Annotated in this window: 36 protein-coding genes; 28 read left to right on the top strand and 8 right to left on the bottom strand. The window is 71.2% G+C overall.

Features of this window, described 5'->3' with window-relative positions:
• Positions 1-67 precede the first annotated feature (67 nt).
• The 22 genes from ACZ4QV_RS16555 (at position 68) to ACZ4QV_RS16450 (ending at position 10159) form a co-directional block, all read left to right on the top strand.
• Positions 68-268, top strand: coding sequence for a helix-turn-helix domain-containing protein (locus ACZ4QV_RS16555; protein ID WP_467763024.1), 201 nt, complete (start codon positions 68-70; stop codon positions 266-268).
• On the top strand, positions 265-441 hold the full coding sequence (locus ACZ4QV_RS16550; RefSeq protein ID WP_467763023.1) for a hypothetical protein: 177 nt from the start codon (positions 265-267) through the stop codon (positions 439-441). Before ACZ4QV_RS16555 ends, ACZ4QV_RS16550 begins: the two co-directional genes overlap by 4 nt.
• Positions 438-887, top strand: coding sequence for a hypothetical protein (locus ACZ4QV_RS16545; RefSeq protein WP_467763022.1), 450 nt, complete (start codon positions 438-440; stop codon positions 885-887). The genes ACZ4QV_RS16550 and ACZ4QV_RS16545 overlap by 4 nt, the downstream gene beginning before the upstream one ends.
• Positions 884-1189, top strand: coding sequence for a hypothetical protein (locus ACZ4QV_RS16540; protein ID WP_467763021.1), 306 nt, complete (start codon positions 884-886; stop codon positions 1187-1189). The genes ACZ4QV_RS16545 and ACZ4QV_RS16540 overlap by 4 nt, the downstream gene beginning before the upstream one ends.
• 9 nt (positions 1190-1198) lie before the next feature.
• Positions 1199-1555, top strand: coding sequence for an HIT family protein (locus tag ACZ4QV_RS16535; protein WP_467763020.1), 357 nt, complete (start codon positions 1199-1201; stop codon positions 1553-1555).
• Between the two features lie 82 nt (positions 1556-1637).
• The gene (locus ACZ4QV_RS16530; protein WP_467763019.1) at positions 1638-1814 is read left to right on the top strand and encodes a hypothetical protein; all 177 of its coding nucleotides are present in this window, start codon (positions 1638-1640) and stop codon (positions 1812-1814) included.
• A gap of 85 nt (positions 1815-1899) precedes the next feature.
• The gene (locus ACZ4QV_RS16525) at positions 1900-2082 is read left to right on the top strand and encodes a hypothetical protein (protein WP_467763018.1); all 183 of its coding nucleotides are present in this window, start codon (positions 1900-1902) and stop codon (positions 2080-2082) included.
• Positions 2082-2459 carry a hypothetical protein gene (locus ACZ4QV_RS16520; protein ID WP_467763017.1) on the top strand — a complete coding sequence of 126 codons (378 nt, stop codon included), beginning with the start codon at positions 2082-2084 and terminating at the stop codon, positions 2457-2459. Before ACZ4QV_RS16525 ends, ACZ4QV_RS16520 begins: the two co-directional genes overlap by 1 nt.
• Complete coding sequence (locus tag ACZ4QV_RS16515) at positions 2459-2659, top strand: hypothetical protein (protein ID WP_467763016.1); 201 nt, start codon at positions 2459-2461, stop codon at positions 2657-2659. The genes ACZ4QV_RS16520 and ACZ4QV_RS16515 overlap by 1 nt, the downstream gene beginning before the upstream one ends.
• Positions 2656-2973: a nucleoside triphosphate pyrophosphohydrolase family protein gene (locus tag ACZ4QV_RS16510; RefSeq protein WP_467763015.1), complete on the top strand. Its 318-nt coding sequence runs from the start codon at positions 2656-2658 to the stop codon at positions 2971-2973. The genes ACZ4QV_RS16515 and ACZ4QV_RS16510 overlap by 4 nt, the downstream gene beginning before the upstream one ends.
• Positions 2970-3440 (top strand): Pycsar system effector family protein, encoded by a 471-nt coding sequence (locus tag ACZ4QV_RS16505; RefSeq protein ID WP_467763014.1) that lies wholly within the window; start codon positions 2970-2972, stop codon positions 3438-3440. The genes ACZ4QV_RS16510 and ACZ4QV_RS16505 overlap by 4 nt, the downstream gene beginning before the upstream one ends.
• Before the next feature lie 108 nt (positions 3441-3548).
• The gene (locus ACZ4QV_RS16500) at positions 3549-3791 is read left to right on the top strand and encodes a hypothetical protein (RefSeq protein WP_467763013.1); all 243 of its coding nucleotides are present in this window, start codon (positions 3549-3551) and stop codon (positions 3789-3791) included.
• A gap of 40 nt (positions 3792-3831) precedes the next feature.
• Positions 3832-5157, top strand: coding sequence for a hypothetical protein (locus ACZ4QV_RS16495; protein WP_467763012.1), 1326 nt, complete (start codon positions 3832-3834; stop codon positions 5155-5157).
• Positions 5154-7256 carry an FtsK/SpoIIIE domain-containing protein gene (locus tag ACZ4QV_RS16490; RefSeq protein WP_467763011.1) on the top strand — a complete coding sequence of 701 codons (2103 nt, stop codon included), beginning with the start codon at positions 5154-5156 and terminating at the stop codon, positions 7254-7256. The genes ACZ4QV_RS16495 and ACZ4QV_RS16490 overlap by 4 nt, the downstream gene beginning before the upstream one ends.
• 183 nt (positions 7257-7439) lie before the next feature.
• The gene (locus ACZ4QV_RS16485; protein ID WP_467763010.1) at positions 7440-8057 is read left to right on the top strand and encodes a hypothetical protein; all 618 of its coding nucleotides are present in this window, start codon (positions 7440-7442) and stop codon (positions 8055-8057) included.
• Positions 8058-8072: 15 nt separating this feature from the next.
• Positions 8073-8249 (top strand): pRL2-8, encoded by a 177-nt coding sequence (locus ACZ4QV_RS16480; protein WP_467763009.1) that lies wholly within the window; start codon positions 8073-8075, stop codon positions 8247-8249.
• An 83-nt stretch (positions 8250-8332) separates the two neighbouring features.
• On the top strand, positions 8333-8527 hold the full coding sequence (locus ACZ4QV_RS16475; RefSeq protein ID WP_467763008.1) for a hypothetical protein: 195 nt from the start codon (positions 8333-8335) through the stop codon (positions 8525-8527).
• Between the two features lie 86 nt (positions 8528-8613).
• Positions 8614-8790, top strand: a complete 177-nt coding sequence (locus tag ACZ4QV_RS16470; RefSeq protein WP_467763007.1) for a hypothetical protein — start codon at positions 8614-8616, stop codon at positions 8788-8790.
• Between the two features lie 129 nt (positions 8791-8919).
• On the top strand, positions 8920-9183 hold the full coding sequence (locus ACZ4QV_RS16465) for a hypothetical protein (protein ID WP_467763006.1): 264 nt from the start codon (positions 8920-8922) through the stop codon (positions 9181-9183).
• Between the two features lie 10 nt (positions 9184-9193).
• Positions 9194-9604, top strand: coding sequence for a hypothetical protein (locus ACZ4QV_RS16460; protein ID WP_467763005.1), 411 nt, complete (start codon positions 9194-9196; stop codon positions 9602-9604).
• A 2-nt stretch (positions 9605-9606) separates the two neighbouring features.
• The gene (locus tag ACZ4QV_RS16455; RefSeq protein WP_467763004.1) at positions 9607-9864 is read left to right on the top strand and encodes a hypothetical protein; all 258 of its coding nucleotides are present in this window, start codon (positions 9607-9609) and stop codon (positions 9862-9864) included.
• A 16-nt stretch (positions 9865-9880) separates the two neighbouring features.
• Positions 9881-10159, top strand: coding sequence for a hypothetical protein (locus tag ACZ4QV_RS16450; RefSeq protein ID WP_467763003.1), 279 nt, complete (start codon positions 9881-9883; stop codon positions 10157-10159).
• A 46-nt stretch (positions 10160-10205) separates the two neighbouring features.
• On the opposite strand, the gene ACZ4QV_RS16445 is transcribed toward ACZ4QV_RS16450, so the two are convergent.
• On the bottom strand, positions 10206-10577 hold the full coding sequence (locus tag ACZ4QV_RS16445; protein WP_467763002.1) for a hypothetical protein: 372 nt from the start codon (positions 10575-10577) through the stop codon (positions 10206-10208).
• An 841-nt stretch (positions 10578-11418) separates the two neighbouring features.
• On the opposite strand from ACZ4QV_RS16445, the gene ACZ4QV_RS16440 reads away from it, so the two are divergent.
• Positions 11419-11967 (top strand): hypothetical protein, encoded by a 549-nt coding sequence (locus tag ACZ4QV_RS16440; protein WP_467763001.1) that lies wholly within the window; start codon positions 11419-11421, stop codon positions 11965-11967.
• A gap of 326 nt (positions 11968-12293) precedes the next feature.
• Here ACZ4QV_RS16440 and ACZ4QV_RS16435 read toward each other — a convergent pair whose 3' ends face one another.
• Positions 12294-12878: a hypothetical protein gene (locus ACZ4QV_RS16435; protein ID WP_467763000.1), complete on the bottom strand. Its 585-nt coding sequence runs from the start codon at positions 12876-12878 to the stop codon at positions 12294-12296.
• Between the two features lie 621 nt (positions 12879-13499).
• On the opposite strand from ACZ4QV_RS16435, the gene ACZ4QV_RS16430 reads away from it, so the two are divergent.
• Entirely contained in the window at positions 13500-14351 is an 852-nt protein-coding gene (locus ACZ4QV_RS16430) for a nucleotidyltransferase domain-containing protein (protein WP_361148261.1), read from the top strand.
• Here ACZ4QV_RS16430 and ACZ4QV_RS16425 read toward each other — a convergent pair.
• The 4 genes from ACZ4QV_RS16425 to ACZ4QV_RS16410 form a co-directional block, all read right to left on the bottom strand.
• Positions 14324-14626 (bottom strand): YciI family protein, encoded by a 303-nt coding sequence (locus ACZ4QV_RS16425; RefSeq protein ID WP_361148259.1) that lies wholly within the window; start codon positions 14624-14626, stop codon positions 14324-14326. The genes ACZ4QV_RS16430 and ACZ4QV_RS16425 overlap by 28 nt on opposite strands.
• A 197-nt stretch (positions 14627-14823) precedes the next feature.
• A complete protein-coding gene (locus ACZ4QV_RS16420) occupies positions 14824-15345 on the bottom strand; it encodes a hypothetical protein (RefSeq protein ID WP_361148257.1) in 522 nt (173 codons plus the stop codon).
• Positions 15346-15669: 324 nt separating this feature from the next.
• Positions 15670-15885 (bottom strand): ferredoxin, encoded by a 216-nt coding sequence (locus ACZ4QV_RS16415; RefSeq protein WP_361148255.1) that lies wholly within the window; start codon positions 15883-15885, stop codon positions 15670-15672.
• 5 nt (positions 15886-15890) lie between these two features.
• The gene (locus ACZ4QV_RS16410; protein WP_467762999.1) at positions 15891-17081 is read right to left on the bottom strand and encodes a cytochrome P450; all 1191 of its coding nucleotides are present in this window, start codon (positions 17079-17081) and stop codon (positions 15891-15893) included.
• A 137-nt stretch (positions 17082-17218) separates the two neighbouring features.
• On the opposite strand from ACZ4QV_RS16410, the gene ACZ4QV_RS16405 reads away from it, so the two are divergent.
• Both ACZ4QV_RS16405 and ACZ4QV_RS16400 read left to right on the top strand, forming a co-directional pair.
• The gene (locus ACZ4QV_RS16405; RefSeq protein ID WP_467762998.1) at positions 17219-17926 is read left to right on the top strand and encodes a TetR/AcrR family transcriptional regulator; all 708 of its coding nucleotides are present in this window, start codon (positions 17219-17221) and stop codon (positions 17924-17926) included.
• Positions 17927-18004: 78 nt separating this feature from the next.
• A complete protein-coding gene (locus ACZ4QV_RS16400; protein ID WP_361148249.1) occupies positions 18005-18733 on the top strand; it encodes an endonuclease V in 729 nt (242 codons plus the stop codon).
• A gap of 127 nt (positions 18734-18860) precedes the next feature.
• On the opposite strand, the gene ACZ4QV_RS16395 is transcribed toward ACZ4QV_RS16400, so the two are convergent.
• Positions 18861-20078: a saccharopine dehydrogenase family protein gene (locus ACZ4QV_RS16395; RefSeq protein WP_361148247.1), complete on the bottom strand. Its 1218-nt coding sequence runs from the start codon at positions 20076-20078 to the stop codon at positions 18861-18863.
• A gap of 263 nt (positions 20079-20341) precedes the next feature.
• Between ACZ4QV_RS16395 and ACZ4QV_RS16390 the strand changes: the two genes are divergently transcribed.
• Both ACZ4QV_RS16390 and ACZ4QV_RS16385 read left to right on the top strand, forming a co-directional pair.
• Positions 20342-21319 (top strand): dihydrodipicolinate synthase family protein, encoded by a 978-nt coding sequence (locus tag ACZ4QV_RS16390; RefSeq protein ID WP_467762997.1) that lies wholly within the window; start codon positions 20342-20344, stop codon positions 21317-21319.
• On the top strand, positions 21316-22836 hold the full coding sequence (locus ACZ4QV_RS16385) for a sialate:H+ symport family MFS transporter (protein ID WP_361636186.1): 1521 nt from the start codon (positions 21316-21318) through the stop codon (positions 22834-22836). Before ACZ4QV_RS16390 ends, ACZ4QV_RS16385 begins: the two co-directional genes overlap by 4 nt.
• On the opposite strand, the gene ACZ4QV_RS16380 is transcribed toward ACZ4QV_RS16385, so the two are convergent.
• Positions 22812-23243 (bottom strand): phosphatase domain-containing protein, encoded by a 432-nt coding sequence (locus ACZ4QV_RS16380; RefSeq protein ID WP_361148796.1) that lies wholly within the window; start codon positions 23241-23243, stop codon positions 22812-22814. The genes ACZ4QV_RS16385 and ACZ4QV_RS16380 overlap by 25 nt on opposite strands.
• Between the last annotated feature and the right edge of the window lie 22 nt (positions 23244-23265).

Raw genomic sequence — 23265 nt, 5'->3', positions numbered from 1 at the left:
CTTGCTATAAAACCTATCGAGCGAGTACGGTTGACCCCAGATGCGAAGCCCGCGATCGGAGGACTTGATGCTGAGCGTGAAGGAGTTCGCAGTGCGCCTGAACGTGCATCCCGCGACCGTCTACAGGTGGATCAAGGTCGGGCACGTGAAGGCCCTGCGGCACGGCAAGCCCTACGAGCCTGGCGATGAGCAGCGTGCCGGTGGCGCGATCCGCATCCCGGAGTCGGAGCTGAACCGTCCACCCACCCCCGCGGAGGTGACGTCATGACCCCCACCGCTCCTGCCGTGTCCGTCCCGCGCCAGCTCCCCGCCGGCTCTTCCCGCTCCCTCCCGATCCTCGACGCCTACGCCGATGCTCTGCGCGCGGCGGGGGAGGACGTCCAGGTGGTGTACAGCCCGCGCGGCGACATGTTCAAGATCGTGGCTCGGGAGGCGTCGTGAACGACGACCGCACTCCCGAGGTCCTGCGCCGGGCCCGTATGGCGGGTCGTCCGGCCGCGCAGGTGCCGCCGCTGGTGCCGAGCGCGGACCGGCTCGCCGGTCTCCTTCTCCGCCTGATCGGGGTGGTCAGGCAGCTGCAGCCCGACGCGAGCCCGTACCCGGAGGTGGCCGTCGCCATCACCCAGGCGTCCGGGCCGGACGCGGGCCGGGTGGCCGGTTACTTCGAGATCCCCGATGAGCTGGCCCTGCGGGTCGTCGGCGTGCTGGACGCCGAGCTGTCCCTGCTGTCCGCCGATGAGCGCAACCTGCGGCTGGGCCACTTCGACAGCGGCGAGATGGCGCCGGTCACCGGTCTCGGCCGAGAGGCGCTGGAGCGCCGCCGCGCCGCTGATGCCGGTAGTGCGCAGCGTCCCGCGCTGCGGGTTGTGTCCCGGGAGGCGTCGTGAGCATCCCCTGGATCAACGTGTCGCCCGCTGACGGCGCGGTCATGACGATGCTCATCGCGCTGCGCCAGTACATGGCGGCCGTCGAGGAACAGGTGGGAGACGGCGACACCGTCGAGATCTCGATGAGCACGCCGTCCATCCTCGCGACGCCGCACGTGTCCGAGAAGGCTGCCCTCCAGCTCGCGGCCGAGTTCCAGGCCCGCTTCTGCCAGATCTGCGACGAGCTGAACGCCAAGGCCGACCCGCTGGCGAGCTACCTGCGCTCCGAGCCGGCCACCACCCCGCCGCCCAACCCGAACTGAGGAGGCGTCATGACCACGAAGCCGTGCCCGTTCTGCGCCATCGTCGCGGGCCTGGCCCCGGCGACCGTGGTGGCCCGCTGGCCGGACGCCATCGCCATCGAACCGCTGAACCCGGTGACCGCCGGCCACACCCTCGTCATCCCCCGCGTGCACGTGGACGGCCCGGCTGAGGACCCGATGGTGACCGGCGCCGTCTTCCAGCGGGCCGCCGAGTACGCCGCCGCCACCGGCCTGCCCTTCAACTTGTTGATCTCCGAGGGCAGGGCGGCAACCCAGAGTATTCGGCACGCACACGCCCATGTCGTCCCGCGCACCTTCGGCGACAACCTGCCGCTGCCGTGGACGCCGCAGCAGGCCGCGGCCTGACCTTCCGATCGCCGTCCTGTGCGGCAGCCCCGTGCGGGTGCGGCGGCCGGATGGTCCGGCTGACCGGCGAAAGGAACTGATCGTGAACAAGAAGCAGCTGCGGGACGAGGCAACCGAGGCGCTGAGGCGGGAGGCGTACTGGCGTGAGAGCGCCGCAGAGCACCAGGCAAGCCCCGATTTGAAGGCCGAGTACGACAAGCGCGCGACGCTCGCGATGGAGACGTACTGGGACTGCATCAAGAAGGCCGACGGCCAGTAGCCGTAACCGGCGCGGGCCCCGGGTTCGCTTCCCGGGGCCCCGTCCACCCACCTGTATCGACTTATCGACCGGAAGGTCCAGTCCGATGACCCTGCAGACCCGTGCCGCCCTGATCGCCGAGTTCCGGGCGGCCCTGAAGACCGACGGATACGACGCCATCACCGGCGTCTACCTGGCCGCGATCGAGCACGACGCCGCCCACCCCGGCGAGCCCCGGCTGATGGATGAGCTGCGCGGCATCGCCGCCGAGCAGATGGCGGTGGCGTGATGGGGCTGTTCAGTCGCGGACGGAAGTTCTCCGAGATCGAGACGGAAGAGGAGCGCTACTTGCGCAGCCGGGAGCCATCCGAGCAGGAGCGGCAGGTGGAGCAGCACCGGCTTACCGAGATGGCCCGGCGTGAGTGGGCCAGGCACCGTGAGGCCGAGGAGCAGGCACAGCAGGAGCGCCGGAGCCGGGTGCGGCGGGTCGGCACGCTGACGCGGATGCGTGACGGCGTGTGGGAGACCCGCGGCTGGCAGATCGACGGCGTCGACGACAACGAGAACGCCGCGGTCCACCGGGGCAGCCTGGACGGCCTGTCCATCCAGGACCTGTGCGCCCTGGCTCACGGCCCGCGCTGCCGCTGCACCCGCGGGAGGCGCTGATGCGTCCCGCCGCCATCGTCGCCTGGTCGCTGCTGTTCGTGCTGCTCCTGACCTGCCCGGGGCTGACGCAGGCCGTCTTCGTGACCGTCCGCTGGGTCGTGGAGACCGATGCGGCCCGCTCGGTGGTGCTCGTCGCCGCACTCGCCGTGATGTGCCTGTGGATGGCGATGCGCCCGCAGCCCAAGAGGAGGCGGGCGTGATGGACCTGCGTGCCATCCAGGCCGCCGCGGTCGCCAACAAGGTCGCCAAGGGCCTGAACCTGACGAACGTCGAGCGGGAGGTCTGCCTCCTGATGGCCGAGCTCGGCGAGGCCTTCACGGCCTGGCGGCGCGGCGAGGACGGCTTCGACCTCGAACTCGCCGACATCCAGCTTTTCCTCGTCGGCCTTGCGGCCATGACGGGCGTGGATCTGCAGGACGCCGTCGAACGCAAGATGCGGATCAACGAGGCCCGCGTCTACCGCCGTGACGCCCGCGGCGTGCCCATCAAGGTCACCGGATCGGAGGCGTCATGACCACCACTATTCCGACCGTCAGCAGCGTCGAGGCGAGGATGGCCGAGGTCCGCTCGGATATCTCCCGCGCCGACACGAAGGCCAGCATCCTGCTGGCCGCCCTGGCGATCGTCGCCGGGCCGCTCGCCCAGCACGTCGGCAGCCTGGTCCACCGCGGCTGGACCACGGGCATCCCGGCCGTCGCCACCGCGGTCCTCGTCGGAGGCGCCGCCTGGATCCTGCTCGACGTGGTACTGCCCCGGCTGTCCAGCGCGAGCCGCGCCTACTTCGCCCACTACGCCCATTGCAGTGACGAGGAACTGGAAGCGGCACTCGCCGCTCCCGAGCTGGACGCCGAACTGCGCAGCCTCTCCCGGATCTGCGACGCCAAGATGCGCCTGCTCACCCGGGCGGGACTGCTCCTCAAGTCCGCCGGGCTCGCCGCGGTCCTCACGGCCGCATTGGCCGTCGGGGGGTGGAGGTCATGAAGCACTTCTACGCCTTCACCCTCTTCTGCCTCATGCCCGCCGTCATCGCCCTCGTCGTCTACCTCGAACTGGCCCGCTGACCAGAAGGGACCCACCGCCATGAACGCCATGCAGCAGCAAACTGACGCGCAGCCCAGCAACGGCGCCCCGACAGAGATCCAGCACCACTGGATCATGTCGCTCCAGTCCGGTGACGGGCGCATGACCACCGACGACGGCTCGATCGGTGTGGTCCCCGGTGTGCACACCCACACCCGGACGTTCAAGACCGTCTACGACCGGCTGATGAACAAGTACGCCTTCCCTGCGGCCATCGTCGTGTTCTTCTCCGTCACGCCTGACCAGCTCTGACCCGCCGCTCTCGCGCAGATCTGCAAGAAAGGATCATCCCGTGACCACCACGCTGGAGAAGGTCAACGGCGCACCGAGCGGTGATGCCGCGACCTCGCCCGCCGGGCCGCGGACCGACCCGCGCGCCGCAGCGGAGGCGGAGGCGATCCGGGCCCGCACCGCCGCCGACACCGAAGCCACCCGCCTCAAGGCCGCGGCCGAGGCGGACGCCATCCGCGCCAAGGCCGCCGAGGAGAAGGAGCGGCTGCGCATCGCCAACGAGCGTGCCCGCATGAAGCTGGAGAAGGACCAGGCCGCCCACGCCGCCTACCTCGCGGAGAAGAAGGCCAAGGAAGAGGCGGCCAGGGCGGCTGCGGACAAGGCGCGCAAGGAGTCCGAGGCGGATGCCGAGCGGGCGGCGAAGCGGTCGGCGGAGCAGCGGCGCGCGGAACGCACCTGGAAGTGGGGGGCCCGCGGCATCTACGCCGTCGGCCTCGCGCTGGCCGCGCCGGTGCAGTTCATGCACTTCTGGGACCCCAAGCGGCCGTTCCTGGTCGCCGCGCCAGGCCTGCTGGAGGGCTTGGCGCTGGTGCTGGCCGCCGGCGCCGCGTGGGCGGTGGCGCACCGCCGTGACGTCACCCCGTACCGGATCGGCATCGTCCTCGGCGCCGCCATCGCCGCCGCGATCAACCTGCACGGCGGCATCACCAATCCGGGCATCGGCTTCAACGCCGGTCTGATCGGCGCCATCGCCTCCCTCGGCGGGCCGGCCGTGCTCATGGTCTACGAGCACGGCATCGCCCAGAAGGCCGACGGCATCCCCTCCTGGCGCGACCGGCGGGCCGCCGACCGGGCCAAGGCCGAGGAGGACGCGGCGCGGGAAAAGGCCCGCCAGGAGAAGGCCGAGGCCGAGAAGAAGGCGGCCGTCGAAAAAGAGGCGCAGCAGGCGCATGCGGAGCAGGAGCAGAACCGCCGGGACGAGGACCGCCGCCACAGCCACACCGAGGTGTGGGCCGTCGCCGACGCGATGCGTTCGGCCCGCGGCGCGCCGGTCGTCACCGAGCAGATCTGGGCCGAGGCGTGGTACCGCGTCACCGGCTGCAAGACCGTCGGCATCACCCCCGAGATGGAGTCCCGCAGCCGTGCCGCGCAGGCCCGCATGAAGACCGTCGCCGAGGTGCCCGTGCTGGGCGAGTTCACGCAGATCGAATCCCAAAAGGTCCACGCCGTCAGGCGGGACCCCGACGCCCCGGACGGGCGGCGCCACAACGGCGGCACACCGCCCCGCCGCACCCCCGGCGACACCCCGCCCTACAGCCCGCTTGCGAAGAAGCAGGCATCCATCGAGCAGACCGCCAGGACCGCCGTGAAGGAGGCCGGCCGGTGAGCATCGACCACACCCCCCAGACCGCCCCGCCGGCCCCGCACCTGAGCCTCGTCAAGAACCCGCCCGCCGCGCCCGCCGCCGGGCCGAAGAAGCTGACCGTCGAGCCCCGCCCGCGCCCGGAGTGGATGAAGTCCGGGAAGGTGCTCAAGCAGTACGCCGCCTACGGGTGGGCGAACAGCCTCGACTTCGCCGGGCATCACGCCACGCACCTTCCGTACTACGTTGTCTGGTCGCCGCGCGGCTACTGGCGGCTGGCCAAGCGGTGGCGGGAGGCCCGGCACGACGACTACCCCCAGATGATCAACTCGGCGAAGCGGGACCTGCGCAACGCCCAGGGCAACCTGGCCGCCGAGGCGAAAGCCGCCGCCGTCGTCACCGTGCGCCGGGCCGAGTACGCCGCCCACAAGAAGAAGCACCGCCTGAAGACCGCGCTATGGACCACGGCCGGCGTGACTGGCTCCACCGTTACCGTGGCGGCCGGGCCTTGGTGGCTGGACCTGCTGCTCGGCGCCGGGGCCGTCGGCGTCGGCGCCTACCACGGCCGGCCCGAGAAGCCGGCCGTCATGGGACCGCGGGCGCCGCGCCGCCCGTCGCAGCTGGGAGAGGACACCCTGCGGCGCGTCCTTGTCGAGGCCGGCGTCGTCCCGGAGAAGAAGCGCGACGACATCCGCGGGGTGGGCCTGCCCCACAAGGAAGGCCCCGGCTTCGCCGCCGTCGCCGACCTGCCGTCCGGCATCCCTGCCGCGTCCGCACTCCCCAAGGCCGAGCAGATCGCCTCGGCGCTCGGGGTCCACAAGGACTGGATCGACCTGGAAGTGGTGCGCGGTGCGGGCAGCAACGCCTCCCGGCTGAAGCTGTGGATGTGCCACGAGGACCCGTTCGCGCAGGTGCACACGTCGCCCCTGGTCGGACACCAGGGCGGCTTGGACCTGTGGTCCGTCGGTGCCCCGCTGGCCTTCGGTAAGCGCGGGAACACGGTGCGCATGCGCCTGCGCGACTCCATGATCCTCATCGGAGGTGCGACCCGCCGCGGCAAGGGCATGCTGATCGCCAACCTGAGTCTCGCCGCAGCCAAGGACGTGCGCATCAACCTGCGGCTGTTCGACGGCAAGGCGTCCGGTGAACACAACGCACTGGCCGGCGTGCTGGCCACGTTCGTCAAGAAGAACCCTGAACGCCTTGCCCTGTTCCTGCGGGCCGTCCTGGAGGACATGGACCGCCGCGGCGACTTCCTCGATGAGCGCAACAGGTCCAAGCTCACCGAGGACTTGATCGAGGAAATCGGCGGCCTGGAACTCATCGTCATCGACGAACTGGCCACCTACACAGCCAAGGGCACCAGCGACTACCGCGACGAGATCCTGGAGTCCCTGTGCCAGATCGCCGCTGTCGGCGCTTCGTTCGGCGTGCTGCTGGTGTGCGCCACCCAGGTGCCGGAGGTCGACGTCGTGCCCGGCAGGCTGCGGCAGAACCTGATCTCGCGGGCCGCGATGAATACCGAGTCGCCCGGCGCCTCGAACGTGATCCTGGGCGACGGTATGGCCGGCCACGGCTACGACGCATCCCTGATCCCGCTTGATCAGCCCGGCCGCTTCTTGTCCAAGACGCCGGACCTGGGTGTGGTGCCGCTGCGCACGTTCATCGTCGAGGACGACGACAAGCCCGCGATCATCGCTGAAGCTTTCGGCCTTCGCAAGGATGCAGGCCGCCTGCCCGGTCAGTGGCGCGACCCGGTCGAGGCCAAGCTGACCGCCTGGACCGGGGTGTCGTCAGCGGCCGGCGGTGCGCGCGGCAATGGCCGCATCACCAAGGTCGATCTGCTCGAACAGATGGAGTTCCTCGCGAATAACACCGGCCGCGGCAACGTCACCAACGCCGAGATCTTCACAGCGCTGGCCGCCACTGACTCGGCGAAGTACGCCCAGCGGGAGGCCGAATCGGCCGACTCCTGGCGCGCCCGGGTCGGCAAGCTGCTCGTCGCCGACCTGGAGGCCACGGGCGCCGACCTGGAGATCAGGCGGGTATCCGCAGGGGACGGAAAGCGCCCGCAGGGCTACCTCCTGGAAGACATCAAGGCTGCCCGTAATACCCGCAAATGACCCCTGACAGACCCCTGGCAGCCACGGGATAACCCCAGGTCGCACCCCTGACAGACCCCTGTCAGCGGGGGACTGTCAGGCCCCTCGATGGCGGCGGTTGTCAGGGGTCGGCCCACCACCCACCTGCACCGATCCATGGCTCGTCAGGGGTCTGTCAGGGCGAAAAGCGAAGGAGATCCCGATATGGCCACTCGCCTCGACATCCACGCGATGACCATGAACGGTACGCCGGTCGGCTGCCCCGAGTGCGCCTCGATCCGCTTCACCCTCGACGCTGCCGGCCCGGTCGCGCTCGGGCCCGCGCTCGCCAACTGTGTCGTGTGCAGCCACACCTGGGAGGACCCGATCCTCTCCGTGGACGTCATGCGGATGATCCAGCAGGCGCGCAGCGGCCGTCGCCGGGCCAGCGACCAGGACACCTTCGCGATCAAGATGTACGGCGTGCGGATCGAGGGCGTCCTCGCCCCGGAACCCTGCCTCGACGACGTGAAGACCATCCTCAAACTCAACTGGCGCCGCCACGCGCTGCCGCAGCTACGCAAGCCCAAGACCGCGGCCCGACGCTTCATCCGAAGCCAGGCCCGCGGTGCCGCCCGCAGTATGCGCGGAGCGGCCGCAACAGCAACCGCCGCCGTACTCGCCGCCGACTGGCAGGCCCGCGCCGGCGGCCACACCAAGCGCCCCCTGGAAAACCCCTGCGGCGCCTGCACCGGCCATGGCGGCTTCGAGATCGACACCCGCCTGCACGACACCACCTGGGTCCGCTGCGGCGTATGCCGCGGCACCGGCGAAACCCTCTGACCCGAAGGAGCCCGCATGGGAATACCGCCTACTCCGCCCGGCGAATGCCGCCAGTGCTGGCATCACGCCTACGCCAGCCGGGAAGCCCACGCGCAACTCGGTCCGCGCGAGGACTGCCCGCAGTGCATCGACCACGTGATCAACGGCCACCCCAGCCACCTGGTCGTCCCTAAGAAGAACGGCTGGTGGTGACGGCTGCCCGCGTCGTCCCGGCACCGGCCGGGGCGGCAAGGGGAGCCGGGACAGCCCCGGTCAACCATCGAGAGGAGCCCGTCATGGGCTGGTTCAGCAAGAACACCGACGACACCCCCGAGGGCCGCGAACTGGCCGCCGCCCGCGATGCGCTCGCCAACGACCCCGTCAACCGCGGCGACCTCGGCTACGTCGACATCGACTCGCCCGAAGCCCAGACGAACCTCGCCGCGCAGGACCGCCTGCGCGACGCCGAGCAGGCATACCGCAACCGCTGACCGGCCGCCCCCGACCCGCCCGGACCCGCGCCGGGCGGTGAGGGGGACGCCGGGCAGCCCGCCCGACGCCGAACCGAAGGAGTGACGTGAAGGACCAACTGCGGGCGGTCGTCGACGCCGTCGACGCCCTGACAGACCCGGCCACCTACGAGACGGACAAGCAACGCATCACCCAGCCCTACTACCGGCTCGTCGCCGAGCACGGCCAGCAGGCCGTGGACCGGACCATCGACGAGATCCGCGCCGACAGCAACCGTCCCTGAAGGAGATCGCCATGTCCGACGAGAACGCCCCCGCCGAAGAGCCGGTCGAGGAAGAGACGGCGCAGCACCGCCCGATGCTCTGGGCCTACGAGGACGACGACACCACCGACGAGCAGTAAGGAGCTGGCCGTGCCCGTCACCACCGACACCTGCTACGTGGCCAGCTGCGACGTCTGCGACGCCGGCTACGGCGAGGACCACTACACCCAGCACTTCGCCACGGCCGAGGAAGCAGTCAAGGCCGTCAGCGCAGACCCCGCGTGGACCACCGACGGCGACCGGATCGTGTGCCATCTCAGCGGCTGGATCAACCCCGAGCACCAGGCCGCCATCGACGCCCTCCCCGGGCGCGACGCCTTCATGCAGACCTTCGCCGACAGCAACCGCCCCTGAGAGGAGCCTCATGTCCCCGCAGCCGCTGCCCGGTCCGCAGCACCAGTACGGCGGGCAGCAGCTGCCCGTCCCCGCCCACCACCGGCCCCCGAACGTGCTCTACGACTCAGAGGGGCGCCCGGTCCACTTCACCATCGGCCAGCCCCCGCCGCCCGTCGTCATGCAGGCACCCGTACAGCAGGGCCTGCCGCCCGAACTGCAGAGGCTGGTGATCGTGACGTTCCTGATCCTCGCCGTCATCGTCGTATGCACCGGCGCACTCGTCGCCATCGTCGTCATGATGGGCGGCACCCTCATCGGCATCATCGGCACCGTCGGCGACAACCTCCCGTTCATCGGCGTCACGTTCATCGGCATCGTCCTGGCCGCCGGATGGGCAGTATCCAAGCTCCGCGGCGTCGCCAACTCGAAGGAGAACTGACCATGCACCACAGCGATGAAGAGGCCTGCCACGCGATCGAGAACTTCAACACGGCGACGATGACCGTCCGCTACTCGGTGGGCAGCCAGGAACGGGAAGCCTTGGTCCTCACCGGCGGATTCCACCTTGATGACCACCTCGAACGACTCCAGGCCGGAGAGGGCGCCGACACCCCCGACTGGATTACGTTCCTCTTGGCAGGCGGCGGCGGGATCGGTCTGCGCATCGACTCCATCGTCGCGATCGAACTGCCGCGGTAGCACCCGCCGCCAGCGGGTGACGGCGCGGCATAGCCACTGCCACACTGACACCAACACGGAAGGGGATCACGCGGACGACGAAGCGAAGCTCAAGGCACAGATGCACCGCACCAAGGCCGCGGGTTACCGCACAACCGCTGCTGCTCACAGCGCTGCCGCTGCGGCCACCGAAACGGCCGCAGCAATACGGCAGGTGAAAGACACCATGACGGCCGCGGAGGCGCAGGAAGTCGCGGCGCACCCAGAGCTGGCCGAGCTGAACGTGCAGATAGACGCCCTGTACAACCGTCCCTGACCAGGACGCGGTGCCCCGTCAGCCACCCGGACGACGGGGCAGTGTGTCAGTCCTCATCATCGTCGAGCGAAGACAGAGCCCTGATCACCTTCTTGAGCCTCCTGATGACGTCCTCTTGCTTCTGAACCTTCTCTTCCGCCCGCAGCCTCCGGCGCCTTTCTGGCCTGCACCCCGGACACTCAACAGCGGAGGCCCCCGGCGACTGACTGCCGCCTCGCGAATCACGTGCAGCCTTCCACCGGTCCACGTCACCGGCGAAAAGCCTCGCGGTCTCCCTGACTCCGCCGCGGTCAGCCACGAGCAGATCACCGCGTTCCACGGCTCCCTTGATGACTGCGCGCGTCACGTGAGCCCTGCGGGTCGCCTCCGCCTGACTAATGATCTCGGTCTCTTCGATAGGCAACTGATCGCTGTTCACGCTTCACCAACCGCACAGCCTGGCCGGCCGTCACGTGGCGAACGAGTGAACCCCCTTGCTTTCAAAGGAGAGATCGAAGCGTTGCCTTAATTAACTAGTGCGTACGCAATAGCTAACCTCACAGTGAGTACCGCTGCACGTCCGTCACCTTGCACGTGATCTTGCCGGATGCCTTCACGAAGCCCTGCGCCGTCGCCCGCGCCTTCTGCCCCGACGCGAGGTTGTTCTCCGCTGCCGCACCCGTACAGATCCGCGTACCGCCGGAAAGGGCCGTTGGACTGGATCCGCCTCAACAGGCAACTGAACCGACCTCAGAGCTGACCGTCACCCCGCCCACCCGATCTCGCGCACCTCGATCGCGCCCGCGTGCGGGGTGTACTGGATCCAGCAGCGCGCGCCGAACGCCTCGCGGATCTCCTCCGTGGCCCCCGGATCGCGTACGTCCGGTCACGCCCGCGGCGCCGCGCGCACCCGCATGGCTGACCAGCAGCCTACCCGTGCCGCAGCGCTGGAAGCGTGTCGGCAGATCATGAAACACGTGGGCGTCAGCTCCCACGACAAGTTCGACGCATTCGCACAGAAGCATGGAGGCGAGACGTTGAAGAAGATGGCCGGGTAACCGCCGCTCCTGCCCCGTCAGCCACCTAGCCACTCACCAGCACTTGAACCACCTGACAACCCGCGTGGAGGACGAAAGCGGTCGAACAGCAATGGCCTGTACAGATCGCACCGTAGGGGCCCGTTCCAATGCCCGACGCGGGGCGCGCGACAGCGAACGTGCGCCTTCCGCGTCTCTGGGCGACCGGGTACCTTCCTCGCCAACTACCGGAGGGGGAACCCAGTGGACACCGAAGTCGAGCGGGCCCTGGTCCGGCCGCGCTACTGGTTCATGTTCGCGCTGCCGTGGCCGACAGCGGGCCTGGACGTCGACATGGCAGAGGCCGCCTATGTGATTGCGCCGTCGACAGTGTCGGAGCAGCAGCTCGGCAGGCTGCCCTCGGACGCGGAAGATCTCCTCGGTTTCACCGAGGTGTATGCGCGCGAGCATCCGGGGCAGCGTGTGGTCTGGCTCAGCGATGTCACGCGCTGGCTGGACGGGGTCAAGGGCAACAGTTGGAGCGCTCTTGGGGTGGATTGGGAGGCCGCGCTTGCGGAGCTGTCCGCTCAGCCCCTGCTGGGGATGTTCTTAACGATCAGCCGTAGGGCTCACATGCACATGGTCAACGCATCCGAGCGCTCCGAGTTGCATTACACCGGCGGTCATCCTAGCGAGGTGTTGACGGATGACGAACGGCATGCGGTGCACAATGCTTTCGTACGCAAGCTGGATGCTGACTGGCCGCCGTACATCCGCAGCATGGTGCGAAGCGGCCGACTCACCATTGGCTAGCCCGCAAACACCCGTCCGGCCTTGGTCTCTCCTGCACCCGCACAACGGGTCTCCGGAGCATTCCAGGGGTACGGTCTTCGTGTCGCACCACTCTGCACAGGAGGCCGCCGTGACATCGCCACAGAAGGCCGAGCGCCGGCCCGACTACCCGCTCAGTCGTGGCGGTGCGTTCTCTGTGGTGCAGCGAAGAACGCAGAGGAACACGGGGCTGTGTTGAAGCCGCTGGTGCTCTCCGCACTGCGTGCGACCTCCAGAGGGAGCCGCTGGTCATACGTTCGGGCCCTGGGCTGAGGCAGGAGGCACAGGCCCTTCGTGACGCGCACGACTCATTCCGGAGCTGGATCGGAGGTTTGTGCGCTGCCCATGTCCCGTTTTCGAGTACGTATCCAGTCGTGCCGCCATTTGGGCGGCGGCCCTCCGGAGTCCACCAGTCTGATGATGCCGCGCTTCATCTCTCGCATGTGCAGGCTCAGGGACATCACTGGCCAGAAGCCTAATAGGCCCCAGACTATAAGGAACCCGGTAATTTCCCCCTCCTCGTCCAACCCCGACAGTCCGCCATGCACCCCCATGAGAGCAGCAAAAATGATGAATACCACGAGGTAGGACTTCCAGAAAAATCCATCGTCAGCACGAATGCGCCGCTTCACTTCGGAGCGGGCGACGTAACCGACGAGGAAGCTCTCGCCGCATTCTTCGCATCTGAGCACAGCGGCGCGGCGAAAGTGGCTGCCCTCGGGTGTCTCGCGGAGCGGCACCGGCGCCGACACTCGATGATCGGGCACGAAGGACGTACTGCCGTAATAGCCCCGAGATAGCCTGGTATGTACCAGATAGGCGTATTGGGTACCGGAGCGTAAACCCGCCATCTGTTCAGTACAGTCGAGCCGCCCCCCACTGTCACGGGTCAAATCACCTCACCTCAGATCGGCCGCTCATCTTCGTCCGCCCGCCGGGGGAGCCACTACTACCGCAGTGTCAGCCTGTGTCGCACGGCATGGTGTCTGCCCTACCGGCCGGGCGCATTGGGTGGGCCATGCTCGCCGTAGACACGCCGCCCGCCGCCCCCGGCCTCTCGCCGGGGGCGGTTTCGTTGCGTAGACGGCCTGGTAGCGGCGCGGATTCTCAGGGAGCGCACAGGGAGATCCGGCGCCCAGGGAGCGTGCAGGGAGGAGTAGAAGTCTCACCACGTCTCACCACGTCTCAACATGTCACTCGACATCACCGCAGGTGGAAAGTGTGTGGCGACTGAGGGCGAATGTAACCCCTGATGCCGGTCAAGTGTGTAGCCAGATCCAGGGCTTCTGGCTCAACGGAGGGCGCTGGCCCACCCCGGCCCCGTAGTACCGCGTGCCGATGGCGTGGCGCGCGGAAAACCGCTGGCCCCGCTCCGGTCACGGCCGTACGATCCGGCCCATGGGCATTTTCATCTGAGCAGACGGACGTGAGTCCAGAACCACCGGCCCGACGGGTGCCGCCGGGCCGGTGGTGTCCGTCCGTATGCCCATACATCTGCTCAGGAGACACCACCCATGCCGCGCACCCCTGTCTCGTCCTGCCCCGCCCTCGACCGCCGCGTCGCGCGCCTGCGCGAGCTGGCCGAGGCCGAGCCCCGGCTGGAGGGCGTCCTGCTCTACGGCTCATGGACCCTCGGCGAGGCCGACGCCCACTCCGACATCGAGGCGTACCTGTACGTCCGCGACGCGCACGCCGACACCTTCGACGGCCGGGAGTTCGTGGGGCGCATCGCCCCGCTGAAGCTGGCCTACACCAACATGTACGGCATCCTGGCCGTCGTCTTCGACGATCTGATGCGCGGCGAGTTCCACCTCGTGGCCGCCGGTCCGGGCATCGACGAGGTGCCCACCTGGCGCGGCATGGTCCGGCTGCCGGACCCAGGCGCCGCCGTCCTGCTGGACCGGGACGGACGGCTGACCGCCGCGGCCGGCCACCTCGCCGACCCCTGCCCGCCCGAGCCGGGCCCGACCGCTCAGCAGCTCACCGACGAGCTCACCAACTGGACGCTGATGCTCGCCCACGTCCTGGAGCGCGGCGAGACGGCCCGCGCACACGCCCTGATGCACTCGGTCGTCGCCCCGCAGCAACTCCAGCTCTGCCGCCTGCTGCGCGGGTCCACCACACACTGGCTCACTCCCAGCCGCGCCCTGGAGCAGGACCTGCCGGCCGCCGACCGCGACCGTTACGTCGCGGCCACCGCTCCCGCCGTGCTCCCGGCCGTACGGACGGCGGCGCTGGCCGGCTGGCAGTGGAGCCGGGAACTGGCCGGTGAGGCGGCGGCGCGCTGGGGGACCGAGGTGCCGACCGCGCTGCACGAGGAGATCGGCGCGCTGCTCGCTCAGGAGGGCGGCAGCAGCTCCCGGTAGGGCTCCAGCCCCGGCGCCGTCGTGGTCGCCACGAACTCGGTGATCCGGTAGTCACAGACGCCCGCGACCGTGAAGGGGTCCTCCGCCACGATCCGCTCGGCCGTCGCCCGGTCCGCGACGGACGCGAGGATGACGCCGCCGTCGCGCGGCACCTTGCGTCCGGCGGCCAGGAAGTGCCCGGCCGCGTAGTGCTTCTTCAGCCATGCCACGTGGTCGGGCAGGGCGGCGTCGACGCGCTCCAGGGGCGCGGTGTAGGTCAGCTCCAGTACGAACATGAGTGCCATGGTAGGCAGCGGTGATCACTATGCAGCCCGCAGCCCGCAGCCCGGGTGACGCAGTGTCGCCGCATGCCCGGTGTGGCCGCCCGCCCCGGCCGGCGCATGCTCGGTCCGCTGTGCCCCGCCGGGCCGGGAGGTGGGGACCCGGCACGGGCACAGCGGCCGAAGCGCCGCGGAACCAGCGGAGCGGGCCGTCAGGACTGGTTGTTCTGGCGGCGGCGCAGGAAGTAGGTGCCACCGACGGCCGCGGTGGCCAGAACCGCGGCGCCCGCGACGATCTCCGTGGTGTTGGAGTCCTGGCTCGTACTGCCGACACCCGTGCGCACCTTGCCGTGCGGCAGTCTGGCGTCCGTCTTGAAGGCGGTGGTCCACTGCTTGCCGTCCGGGCAGTCGCCGTTCACGCCCCAGGTCGAGTAGCGGCCCAGGTGATGGGGGCCGCCGGTCAACTGGGACGCCACCCGGGCGGTCCCGCGGTACGTCTTGCCGTGCTTGTGGGTGCGGTGGAGCCAGACCGTGCCGCCGCGGAAGCCCTGCGAGGAGGCGGCGATGCGCTGGGCCTTGCCCGTGTCGCAGGTGACGGTGACGGTGACGGCTCCGCCGGGGCCGACGAGCTTCGGGCTGGTGCCGGCCACCGGCTTGGCGAGCGCGGCGCCGGTCGACAGGCCCAGGGCGGCGATGGTCAGGCCGGAAGCGGCGATGATGCGAGTGGGACGCATGGTTGATCCTCCGGCAGCGCGGAGGCGGCACGGGTGCGCCGCGGTGGGTCGGATGGATCCGCGCTGACGCATTTGAGATAAGCCTCGGCGCGCCCTCCCCGCTTGGTGAGGCTTCGTCAGGTAAGGTGCCGCCCTCCGGCGTGTCGGCCCGTACGGGACGGCGTTGCGGCAGGTCACTGCGCCGACGCGCGGCCGGCGATTTGTCCGTGCCGGGCGGGGACAGACGGGTGAGGGGCGGCCGTGTCGGCGTAGGCCGTTCGGGGCCGGTGGCGCACCGCCCCGCCCCGCCCGTGAACCGGCCCGCCGGCCGTGCCGCCCGCCCCGTCACGGCCGTGGCCCCACCACCGTGTCACCGTCCTGGATCAGGATCGCCATGGCCGGACAGGAGTCGGCCGCGTCCAGCGCGTCCTCGTCCTCGGGGATCTCCTCCTTCAGCGGCCGGGCGTGCGGCCCGTCCAGGACGAAGAGGCCGGGGGCGATGCCGGCGCACATCCCGGACGCCATGCACTGCTGCCCGTCGATCGAGGCTTTCCAGGTCATCCGGCTCACCACCCCACCGGCATCTCGCGCGGGCCACGGACCAGCATCTGGTCCTTCCACACCACGTCCCCCGCGAGGTGCAGCCCGGGGAAGCGGGTGAGCAGGGCGATCAGTGCCTCCTGGAGCTCCAGCCGGGCCAGCGGCGCGCCGAGGCAGTGGTGCACGCCGTGCCCGAAGCCGAGGTGCTGGTTGCCGTCGCGGGTGATGTCGAGGGTGCCCGGCTCGTCGAAGCGCAGCGCGTCCCGGTTGGCCGCGCCCACGGCGACCAGGACCGGTTCACCCGCACGGACGAGCGTGCCGCCCACCTCGATGTCCTCGGTGGCGTAGCGGGGGAAGGCCGCGCCGCTGCCCAGGGGGACGAAGCGCAGCAACTCCTCGACGGCGTTCTTGACGAGCGCGGGTTCCGCGCGCAGCCGCTCCAGCTCGCCGGAGTGGTCCAGGAGCGACAGGACGAAGTTGGGTATCTGGGTGGCGGTGGTCTCGTGTCCGGCGACCAGGATGCCGACGCACAGGTCGATCAGTTCCAGCTCGGTCAGCCGGTCGTTCACGTCGCGGGCCTCGATCAGCCGGGTCATGATGTCGTCCCGCGGCTCCGCGCGGTGTTCCTCGATCAACTTCGCCATGTAGGCGCGCAGTTCCTCCCGGTTGGCCTCGAACTCCTCGGCCGTCAGGGAGCTGGTGGACAGTGCCGCGTCGCTCCACGTACGGAACTTGGGCCGGTCCTCCTCGGGCACGCCGAGCATCCGGCAGATGACCGCGACCGGGATGGGCAGGGCGTAGCGGTCCACGAGGTCGACGGGCGGCCCCGCGGCCTCCAGTTCGTCGATCAACTGGTGCGTCAGCTCCCGCACCCACGGCCGCAGCTTCTCCACCTGGTGGACGGTGAACGCCTTGGCGACGAGGGTGCGCAGCCGGGTGTGGTCGGGCGGGTCCATGCTCAGGATCCCGCTGTTGCGCTGCCCTTCGGCCTGCCGCGGTTCGTCGTGGTCGAGCCCTTCCGCGCGGCTGAAGCGCCGGTCGCCGAGGACCAGCCGCGCGTCGGCGTAGCGGGTGGCGAGCCAGGCGGGTTCGCCGTACGCCATCTGCACCCGCAGCAGTCCCGGTCGGTCGCGGATCTGTTCGTAGGTGTCGGACAGGGTCAGTCCGTCGGGTTCGTTGAACGGGTAGGCAAGGGGCATCGTGTCGGCTGTGGTCACCGGGGGGCCTCCCTCGTGTAAGCAACTGCTTACAAAGTAGAGGGGCGTTCTTGGTACGGTCAACGGCCTTGCGCGATCTTCGGATTGGCGGGGCGTCGGGCCCCGCGGACGCGGAAGGGGACGAGAGGAGTACGCCGATGGACGGGAGCGAGCCGGTGGCCGGGCCGGTACCCGGTACGGACCGCGCGCCGGACGTATTCGCTGCGGACCACATGCCCGACGTCCCCGCCGCGGACCGCGCGCCGGACGAGCCCGGCCCGGCGCCGGGGACGGGCGGCGCCGCCCGGCGCCGTGGGGCTCAGGGCACCCGTCTGCTGCTCCTGGAGGCGGCGGCCGCGCTGTTCGCCGAGCGGGGCTACGAGCGGGCGACCGTACGCGACATCGCGGAGCGGGCCGGGGTCAACCAGGCCCTGCTCTTTCGCTACTTCGGGTCGAAGAAGTCCCTGTTCGGCGAGGTGGTGGCACTCGGCGGCCAGGAGCAGCTGCACAGCACACCGCCCGGCGAACTGTTCGAGGTGGCGCTGCGCGGCATGCTCGGCCACCGCGGCGCGGACCCGGGGGACCGTGCCCTGGAGACCTTCCTGCGCTCCATCGGCGACAGCGACGAGATCACCACCGCCGTACGGGAGATGGGGGACGACTATGCGCGGGTGCTCGCCACGCTCAGCACCGCCGACGACCGCGGACTGCGCGCCGACCTCGCCCTGTCGTGGATGCTCGGCATCGGCCTGATGCGGGTGGTCGTCGGCAAGCAGCCGCTGGCCGACGCCGACCCGGACGCCGTCTGCGCGCTGGTCACCGGCGCGCTCGGCACCCTGCTGGAGGACCTGCCGCGAAGCGGGTAGCTCGCGCGCATCCGCCCGCCCGGCCGCCGCGGCCCACGGCGACTTTCCCGCCCGCCCGTTCGATACCGTGGTCCCACCATGACGAACGACGCCACGCTCTCCCTCGATGACGAACTGGCCCACTGGCCCACCGACGAGGCCGCGGCGCTCGCGACCCAGGACCGGTTGCGCGCCCGTGTACGGCGTGCGCAGTCCGGGCCCGAGCCGGGGTTCGCCGGGACGGTGGTCGGCGTGGACGTCGCCTACGACGACGAACGCGACCTGGTGGCCGCGGCGGCCGTCGCCCTGGACGGCGTCACCCTCGCGGTCGTGGAGGAGGCCACCGCCGTGGGCCGGGTGTCCTTCCCGTACGTGCCGGGACTGCTGGCCTTCCGGGAGATCCCCACCGTGGTGGACGCCCTCCGCCGCCTCGGCCGCACACCGGACCTGGTGGTCTGCGACGGCTACGGGCTCGCCCACCCGCGCCGCTTCGGCCTCGCCAGCCACCTCGGTGTGCTCACCGGCCTGCCCACCATCGGCGTCGCCAAGAACCCCTTCACCTCGCGTTACGACCTGCCGGGCGAGGAACGCGGCGCCTCCTCGCCCCTGCTCGACGGTGCCGCCGACGGCTGCGACGAGGTGGTCGGGCGGGCGCTGCGTACACAGAAGGGCGTCAAGCCGGTCTTCGTGTCCGTGGGCCACCGCATCGACCTCGACCGGGCCTGCGCGCACACCCTCCACCTGTCGCCCCGGTACCGCATCCCCGAGACGACCCGGGCCGCCGACGCGCTGTGCCGGCGTGCCTTGTCGGAGGCGCGCGCCGGCTGACGGCGCGCCAAGCGACCAGCGGCCAGCGACGGCAGACGGAAGGCCGGCAGCGGGCCACGCGGCCGACCGCCACCCCGCCGAGGGCCGCTGATCTGCCGAGGGCCGCCGCCCTGCCGACAGCCGCCCGTCAGAGCACCGGGCCCGCCCCCGACGCGGACTCGGCGACCACCCGGAACGTGATGCCCGCCCGCCGCAGCCGCCCGGTCAGCGCGTCACCCATCGCGACCGCCGGGGTCACCTGCCCGGACGTCGCGGGCAGGTCGTCGAAGGCCAGGCTCAGCGCCGACTCGGCGAGGATCTTCGCCGTCTCGTCGTAGCCCGGGTCACCGCCCGAGACCTCCGTCAGGACGCGCCGGCCGCCGCCCTCACCGACGAACCGCACGGAGAACGTACTGCGCGCCCGGCGCTCCTCGTCCGGCCCCGCGCCCGGAGCCAGCCGCCCCGACAGCCAGCGGCGCGCGGGCGGCACCTGCGCGACCGCGCACGCGGCGCCCGCGCCCAGCACGCCGCCCACGGCGACCGGCAGCCACTTGACGGCGGCGAAGTGCCGGTAGGTGAAGTCGGGCCCGTACCGCTCCAGTCCGGCCGCCGAGCGCGCGACCACCTGGGGGTCGAGCGTCGGCAGCGGCACGGCCCACGCCCGTATGACGCCGTTGCGGTACGGCCGTCCGAGCGGCGCCCGTACGGTGCGGTCCGCGGGCCGCCCCTCCAGACGCTGCCGGTCGCGGGCGGCGCGCACCATGCCGAGCGGGCGCGAGGCCGCCGTCAGGGCGGACGCCAGGGTGCCCCCGGAGATGGAGCCGTTGCTCCGTACGAAGCCGTCGACGCGCAGCGGCACGCCGGGCGGCAACTGGCCGACCGTGAAGTGCACGCCGAGGTCGGGCGGTACGCAGTCGAAGCCGCAGGCGTGCACGAGGCGGGCACCCGACGCACGCGCCGCCGCGTCGTAGCGCACATACGTCCGGTCGACGAACTCCGCCTCACCGGTCAGGTCGGCGTAGTCCGTACCCGCCTCCGCGCAGGCGGCGACCAGCGCGTCCCCGTACCTGAGGTACGGGCCGACGGTCGTGGCGAGCACGCGGGTGCTCGCGGCGAGCGTGCGCAGCGATCCGGGGTCCTCGGTGTCGGCGCACAGCAGGGGGAGGTCCGCGCAGCCCGGATCGGTCCGCGCCAGGTCGTCCCGCAGCCGGGCGAGCTTCCCGCGGTCCCGGCCGGCCAGTGCCCAGCGACAGCCCTCGGGGGCGTGCCGGGCCAGGTACGCGGCGGTCAGCCGTCCCACGAATCCGGTGGCGCCGAACAGCACCAGGTCATGGGGTCGTGCTGCGGTGTCCTGCCGTGCGCTCACGCCTGCCTCCGCATCGGTTCCCCGGCCGTGGCACCGGCCGGTGCGGCGCCACGCTAGGCAGCGGCCGGTCCGCCGTCAACGAGGGGGCCCGCGCGGGCGGTCTTGACACGCCTGGGCGGCTGGTCCACATTCACCCGCACGTCCGCCAACATGGGACGTCCGACGTCCGGAATGTTCCTGGCCGACCGGCCGCGACGTCCTCGGCCGGCCGGGCCGCGCCGGTCCCCGCACGGCACGCGGCACGAGCAGAAAGCTGGTCACCGATGCCCTCTCCCGCGCCGCGCCGAGCACCGCTCCCCGGGCCCCGCCCCGCCCGGCTCCCCGCGCCGCTCACCGGCGTCGTCCCGCCGCTGTGCACCCCGCTGACCCCGGACGGCCGGGTCGACACCCGCTCGCTGGCCGCGCTCACCACCCGGCTCGTCGGCGCCGGGGTGAGCGGGCTGTTCGTCCTCGGCTCCAGCGGCGAGGCGGCCTACCTGACCGACGCGCAGCGCCGCACCGTCGTCGAGACGGTGGCCGAGGCGGCCGAAGGACGGCTGCCCGTACTGGCCGGGGCCATCGACATGACGACCGCCCGGGTCCTGGAACACGCCCGCACCGCCCGGAGCCTGGGCGCCGACGCGATCGTGGCCACCGCGCCCTTCTACACCCGCACCCACCCCGCCGAGATCGCCGACCACTTCACCCGGGTACGGGACGGCGCGGACCTGCCGCTGTTCGCGTACGACATCCCGATGGCCGTGCACACCAAGCTGCCGCTCGACACGCTGCTCACGCTGGCCCGTGACGGCGTGCTGGCCGGCCTGAAGGACAGCAGCGGCGAGGACGGGGCGCTGCGGCGCCTCCTGGTGCGCGTCCGCGCCCAGGCGCCGGACTTCTCCGTGCTCACGGGATCCGAACTGACCGTGGACGGCGCCCTGCTGGCGGGCGCCCACGGTGTCGTCCCCGGCCTCGGCAACGTCGATCCGCACGGCTACGTACGTCTCTACGAGCACGCCGCGGCGGGCCGCTGGCGCGCGGCGGCCGCCGAACAGGACCGGCTCGCCGCCCTCTTCGCCCTCACCGACGCGGGTGATCCGGCGGTGATGGGCCGCAACTCCTCCGCCCTGGGCGCCTTCAAGGCGGCGCTGCACCTCCAGGGCGTGATCGACTGTCCGGCCACCGCGCCGCCGCAGCTCCCGTTGGACCAAGCCGCCGTCGGCACGGTCCGGCGGTGCCTGGAAGAAGCCGGACTGCTGTGAGCGCGCGCCCCGCGAAGGGTCCCCGGCGTCGGGACCGGCGCCCGCCCTGGTACCGGCAGGTGACGCCCCGCCAGTGGAAGTCGATGCTCGCGGCCTGGGTGGGCTACCTCCTGGACGGCTTCGACTTCGTCCTGATCACTCTCGTGCTGACCGAGATCGCCGACACGTTCGGACTGAGCACGGCCGGTGCGGCCTCCCTGGTGTCCGGCGCGTTCATCACCCGCTGGCTCGGCGGGGCGCTCCTCGGCGCGGCGGGCGACCGGTACGGGCGCAAGGCCGCGATGATCGCCAGCATCCTCCTGTACTCCCTCGGCACCTTCGCCTGCGGCTTCGCCTGGGACTACACCAGCCTGTTCGCCGCCCGGCTGGTCATCGGCATGGGCATGGCAGGGGAGTACAGCGCCAGCGCCACGTACGTCCTGGAGAGCTGGCCCGCCCCCTTGCGCAACCGGGCCTCCGGCTTCCTCATATCCGGCTACGCGGGCGGCACGGTGCTCGCCGCCCAGCTCTACCGGTGGGTCGTGCCCCACTGGGGCTGGCGCTGGATGTTCTGGATCGGGGTGCTGCCCGTACTGGTGGCCCTCTGGGTCCGCCGGTCGCTCCCGGAGGCGGGCGACTGGAGCACCGAGGTCGAAGCGGCCGGAGTACGCCCCCGTCCCTTCGGACCGCTGTTCGCCGGACGCGCCAGGCGGCGCCTCAACGTCCTGCTCGCGGCGGTCGCGTCCGCCGCCCTCTTCTGCGTCTTCACCCCGGCCGGGTCCGGACACACACTCTGGCTCGCGGCGCTCGCCGCGCTCTGCCTGACCGCCTTCGCCGTCCAGCTCGGCGGGCGGCGCGGCTGGGTGCTGTACGTGTCCCTGACGCTCACCGTGTTCTGCGCGTTCCTCTACAGCTGGCCCGTCCAGGCCCTGCTGCCCACCTACCTCAAGACCGAGCTGGGGTACGCGCCCGCCCAGGTCGCGGACGTGATGTTCTACGCCGGTTTCGGCACGATGGCGGGCTGCTGGCTGGCCGGTTTCGTGGGGGACCGGTTCGGCACCCGTCGCGCGTACGCCGGGACGCTGCTGCTCTCCCTGGTGTTCGTCTTCCCGGTGTTCGCCGTCCAGGACAGCCTGGTCGCCCTGGGCGTCCTGCTCTTCGGGCTGCTCGCCCTCGGCCAGGGCATCTCGGGCATCCTGCCCAAGTACCTCGCCGGGCACTTCCCGACCGCGGTGCGCGCGGCGTCGCTCGGTTTCGTCTACAACGTCGGCGCGCTCGGCGGCGCGGTCGCCCCGGTGCTCGGCGCCCGGCTCGCCGAGGGCATGTCACTGGGCCGGGCGCTGGCCGTCCTCACCTTCGGGCTGACGCTGGTCGTCGTCGTTCTGGTGGGCGGGGACGTACCGGTGCGGCTGGCGCGCCTGTTGGACCGGGAGACGGTGGGGGACCATCTGGTGCCCGCCGGGGCCGGAGCCGGGGCCGGAGCCGGGGCCGGCGCGACGGGCGGATCCGGCCGTCAGCGCCCGAAGCGACGTACGTAGCGCCGCTGCCAGGGTGTCTCGACGGCGCGGTGGTCGTAGGCGCCCCGGACGAAGTCCACCGCCTGCTCGGACGGTACCCCGTCCAGGACGGCGATACAGGCCAGCGCCGTGCCGGTACGGCCGCGGCCGCCACCGCAGGCGACCTCGACGCGTTCGGTCTTCGCGCGTTCCCAGACCTCACCGAAGAGTTCCCGCGCCCGGGCGTGGTCGCTCGGCAGCCGGAAGTCCGGCCAGCGCAGCCAGCGGGCCTCCCAGGGAACCTCGGGCGGCTCCTTGCCGAGCAGGTACACGGCGAAGTCCGGTGCCGGGCCCGGCGGCAGCGGACGGCGCAGGCCGCGGCCCCGGACCGTACGTCCGGAGGGCAGTCGCAGCACTCCCGCGCCGGTGTCCTGCCAGATCGTGCTCACCACGCCGCCTCCTCTGTCCGCT

The sequence above is a fragment of the Streptomyces sp. NPDC026394 genome, assembly GCF_055567735.1.
Note: the sequence above shows the minus strand (reverse complement) of the source record. Positions and strands in the feature narration are given on the sequence as shown.

Excerpts from the sequence above, each read along its gene's own strand:
- ACZ4QV_RS16555 (WP_467763024.1), top strand. The coding sequence starts at position 68 with ATGCTGAGCGTGAAGGAGTTCGCAGTGCGCCTGAACGTGCATCCCGCG.
- ACZ4QV_RS16550 (WP_467763023.1), top strand. The coding sequence starts at position 265 with ATGACCCCCACCGCTCCTGCCGTGTCCGTCCCGCGCCAGCTCCCCGCC.
- ACZ4QV_RS16535 (WP_467763020.1), top strand. The coding sequence starts at position 1,199 with ATGACCACGAAGCCGTGCCCGTTCTGCGCCATCGTCGCGGGCCTGGCC.
- ACZ4QV_RS16525 (WP_467763018.1), top strand. The coding sequence starts at position 1,900 with ATGACCCTGCAGACCCGTGCCGCCCTGATCGCCGAGTTCCGGGCGGCC.
- ACZ4QV_RS16520 (WP_467763017.1), top strand. The coding sequence starts at position 2,082 with ATGGGGCTGTTCAGTCGCGGACGGAAGTTCTCCGAGATCGAGACGGAA.
- ACZ4QV_RS16515 (WP_467763016.1), top strand. The coding sequence starts at position 2,459 with ATGCGTCCCGCCGCCATCGTCGCCTGGTCGCTGCTGTTCGTGCTGCTC.
- ACZ4QV_RS16505 (WP_467763014.1), top strand. The coding sequence starts at position 2,970 with ATGACCACCACTATTCCGACCGTCAGCAGCGTCGAGGCGAGGATGGCC.
- ACZ4QV_RS16500 (WP_467763013.1), top strand. The coding sequence starts at position 3,549 with ATGCAGCAGCAAACTGACGCGCAGCCCAGCAACGGCGCCCCGACAGAG.
- ACZ4QV_RS16485 (WP_467763010.1), top strand. The coding sequence starts at position 7,440 with ATGGCCACTCGCCTCGACATCCACGCGATGACCATGAACGGTACGCCG.
- ACZ4QV_RS16480 (WP_467763009.1), top strand. The coding sequence starts at position 8,073 with ATGGGAATACCGCCTACTCCGCCCGGCGAATGCCGCCAGTGCTGGCAT.
- ACZ4QV_RS16475 (WP_467763008.1), top strand. The coding sequence starts at position 8,333 with ATGGGCTGGTTCAGCAAGAACACCGACGACACCCCCGAGGGCCGCGAA.
- ACZ4QV_RS16460 (WP_467763005.1), top strand. The coding sequence starts at position 9,194 with ATGTCCCCGCAGCCGCTGCCCGGTCCGCAGCACCAGTACGGCGGGCAG.
- ACZ4QV_RS16455 (WP_467763004.1), top strand. The coding sequence starts at position 9,607 with ATGCACCACAGCGATGAAGAGGCCTGCCACGCGATCGAGAACTTCAAC.
- ACZ4QV_RS16430 (WP_361148261.1), top strand. The coding sequence starts at position 13,500 with ATGCCGCGCACCCCTGTCTCGTCCTGCCCCGCCCTCGACCGCCGCGTC.
- ACZ4QV_RS16425 (WP_361148259.1), bottom strand. The coding sequence starts at position 14,626 with ATGTTCGTACTGGAGCTGACCTACACCGCGCCCCTGGAGCGCGTCGAC.
- ACZ4QV_RS16420 (WP_361148257.1), bottom strand. The coding sequence starts at position 15,345 with ATGCGTCCCACTCGCATCATCGCCGCTTCCGGCCTGACCATCGCCGCC.
- ACZ4QV_RS16415 (WP_361148255.1), bottom strand. The coding sequence starts at position 15,885 with ATGACCTGGAAAGCCTCGATCGACGGGCAGCAGTGCATGGCGTCCGGG.
- ACZ4QV_RS16405 (WP_467762998.1), top strand. The coding sequence starts at position 17,219 with ATGGACGGGAGCGAGCCGGTGGCCGGGCCGGTACCCGGTACGGACCGC.
- ACZ4QV_RS16400 (WP_361148249.1), top strand. The coding sequence starts at position 18,005 with ATGACGAACGACGCCACGCTCTCCCTCGATGACGAACTGGCCCACTGG.
- ACZ4QV_RS16390 (WP_467762997.1), top strand. The coding sequence starts at position 20,342 with ATGCCCTCTCCCGCGCCGCGCCGAGCACCGCTCCCCGGGCCCCGCCCC.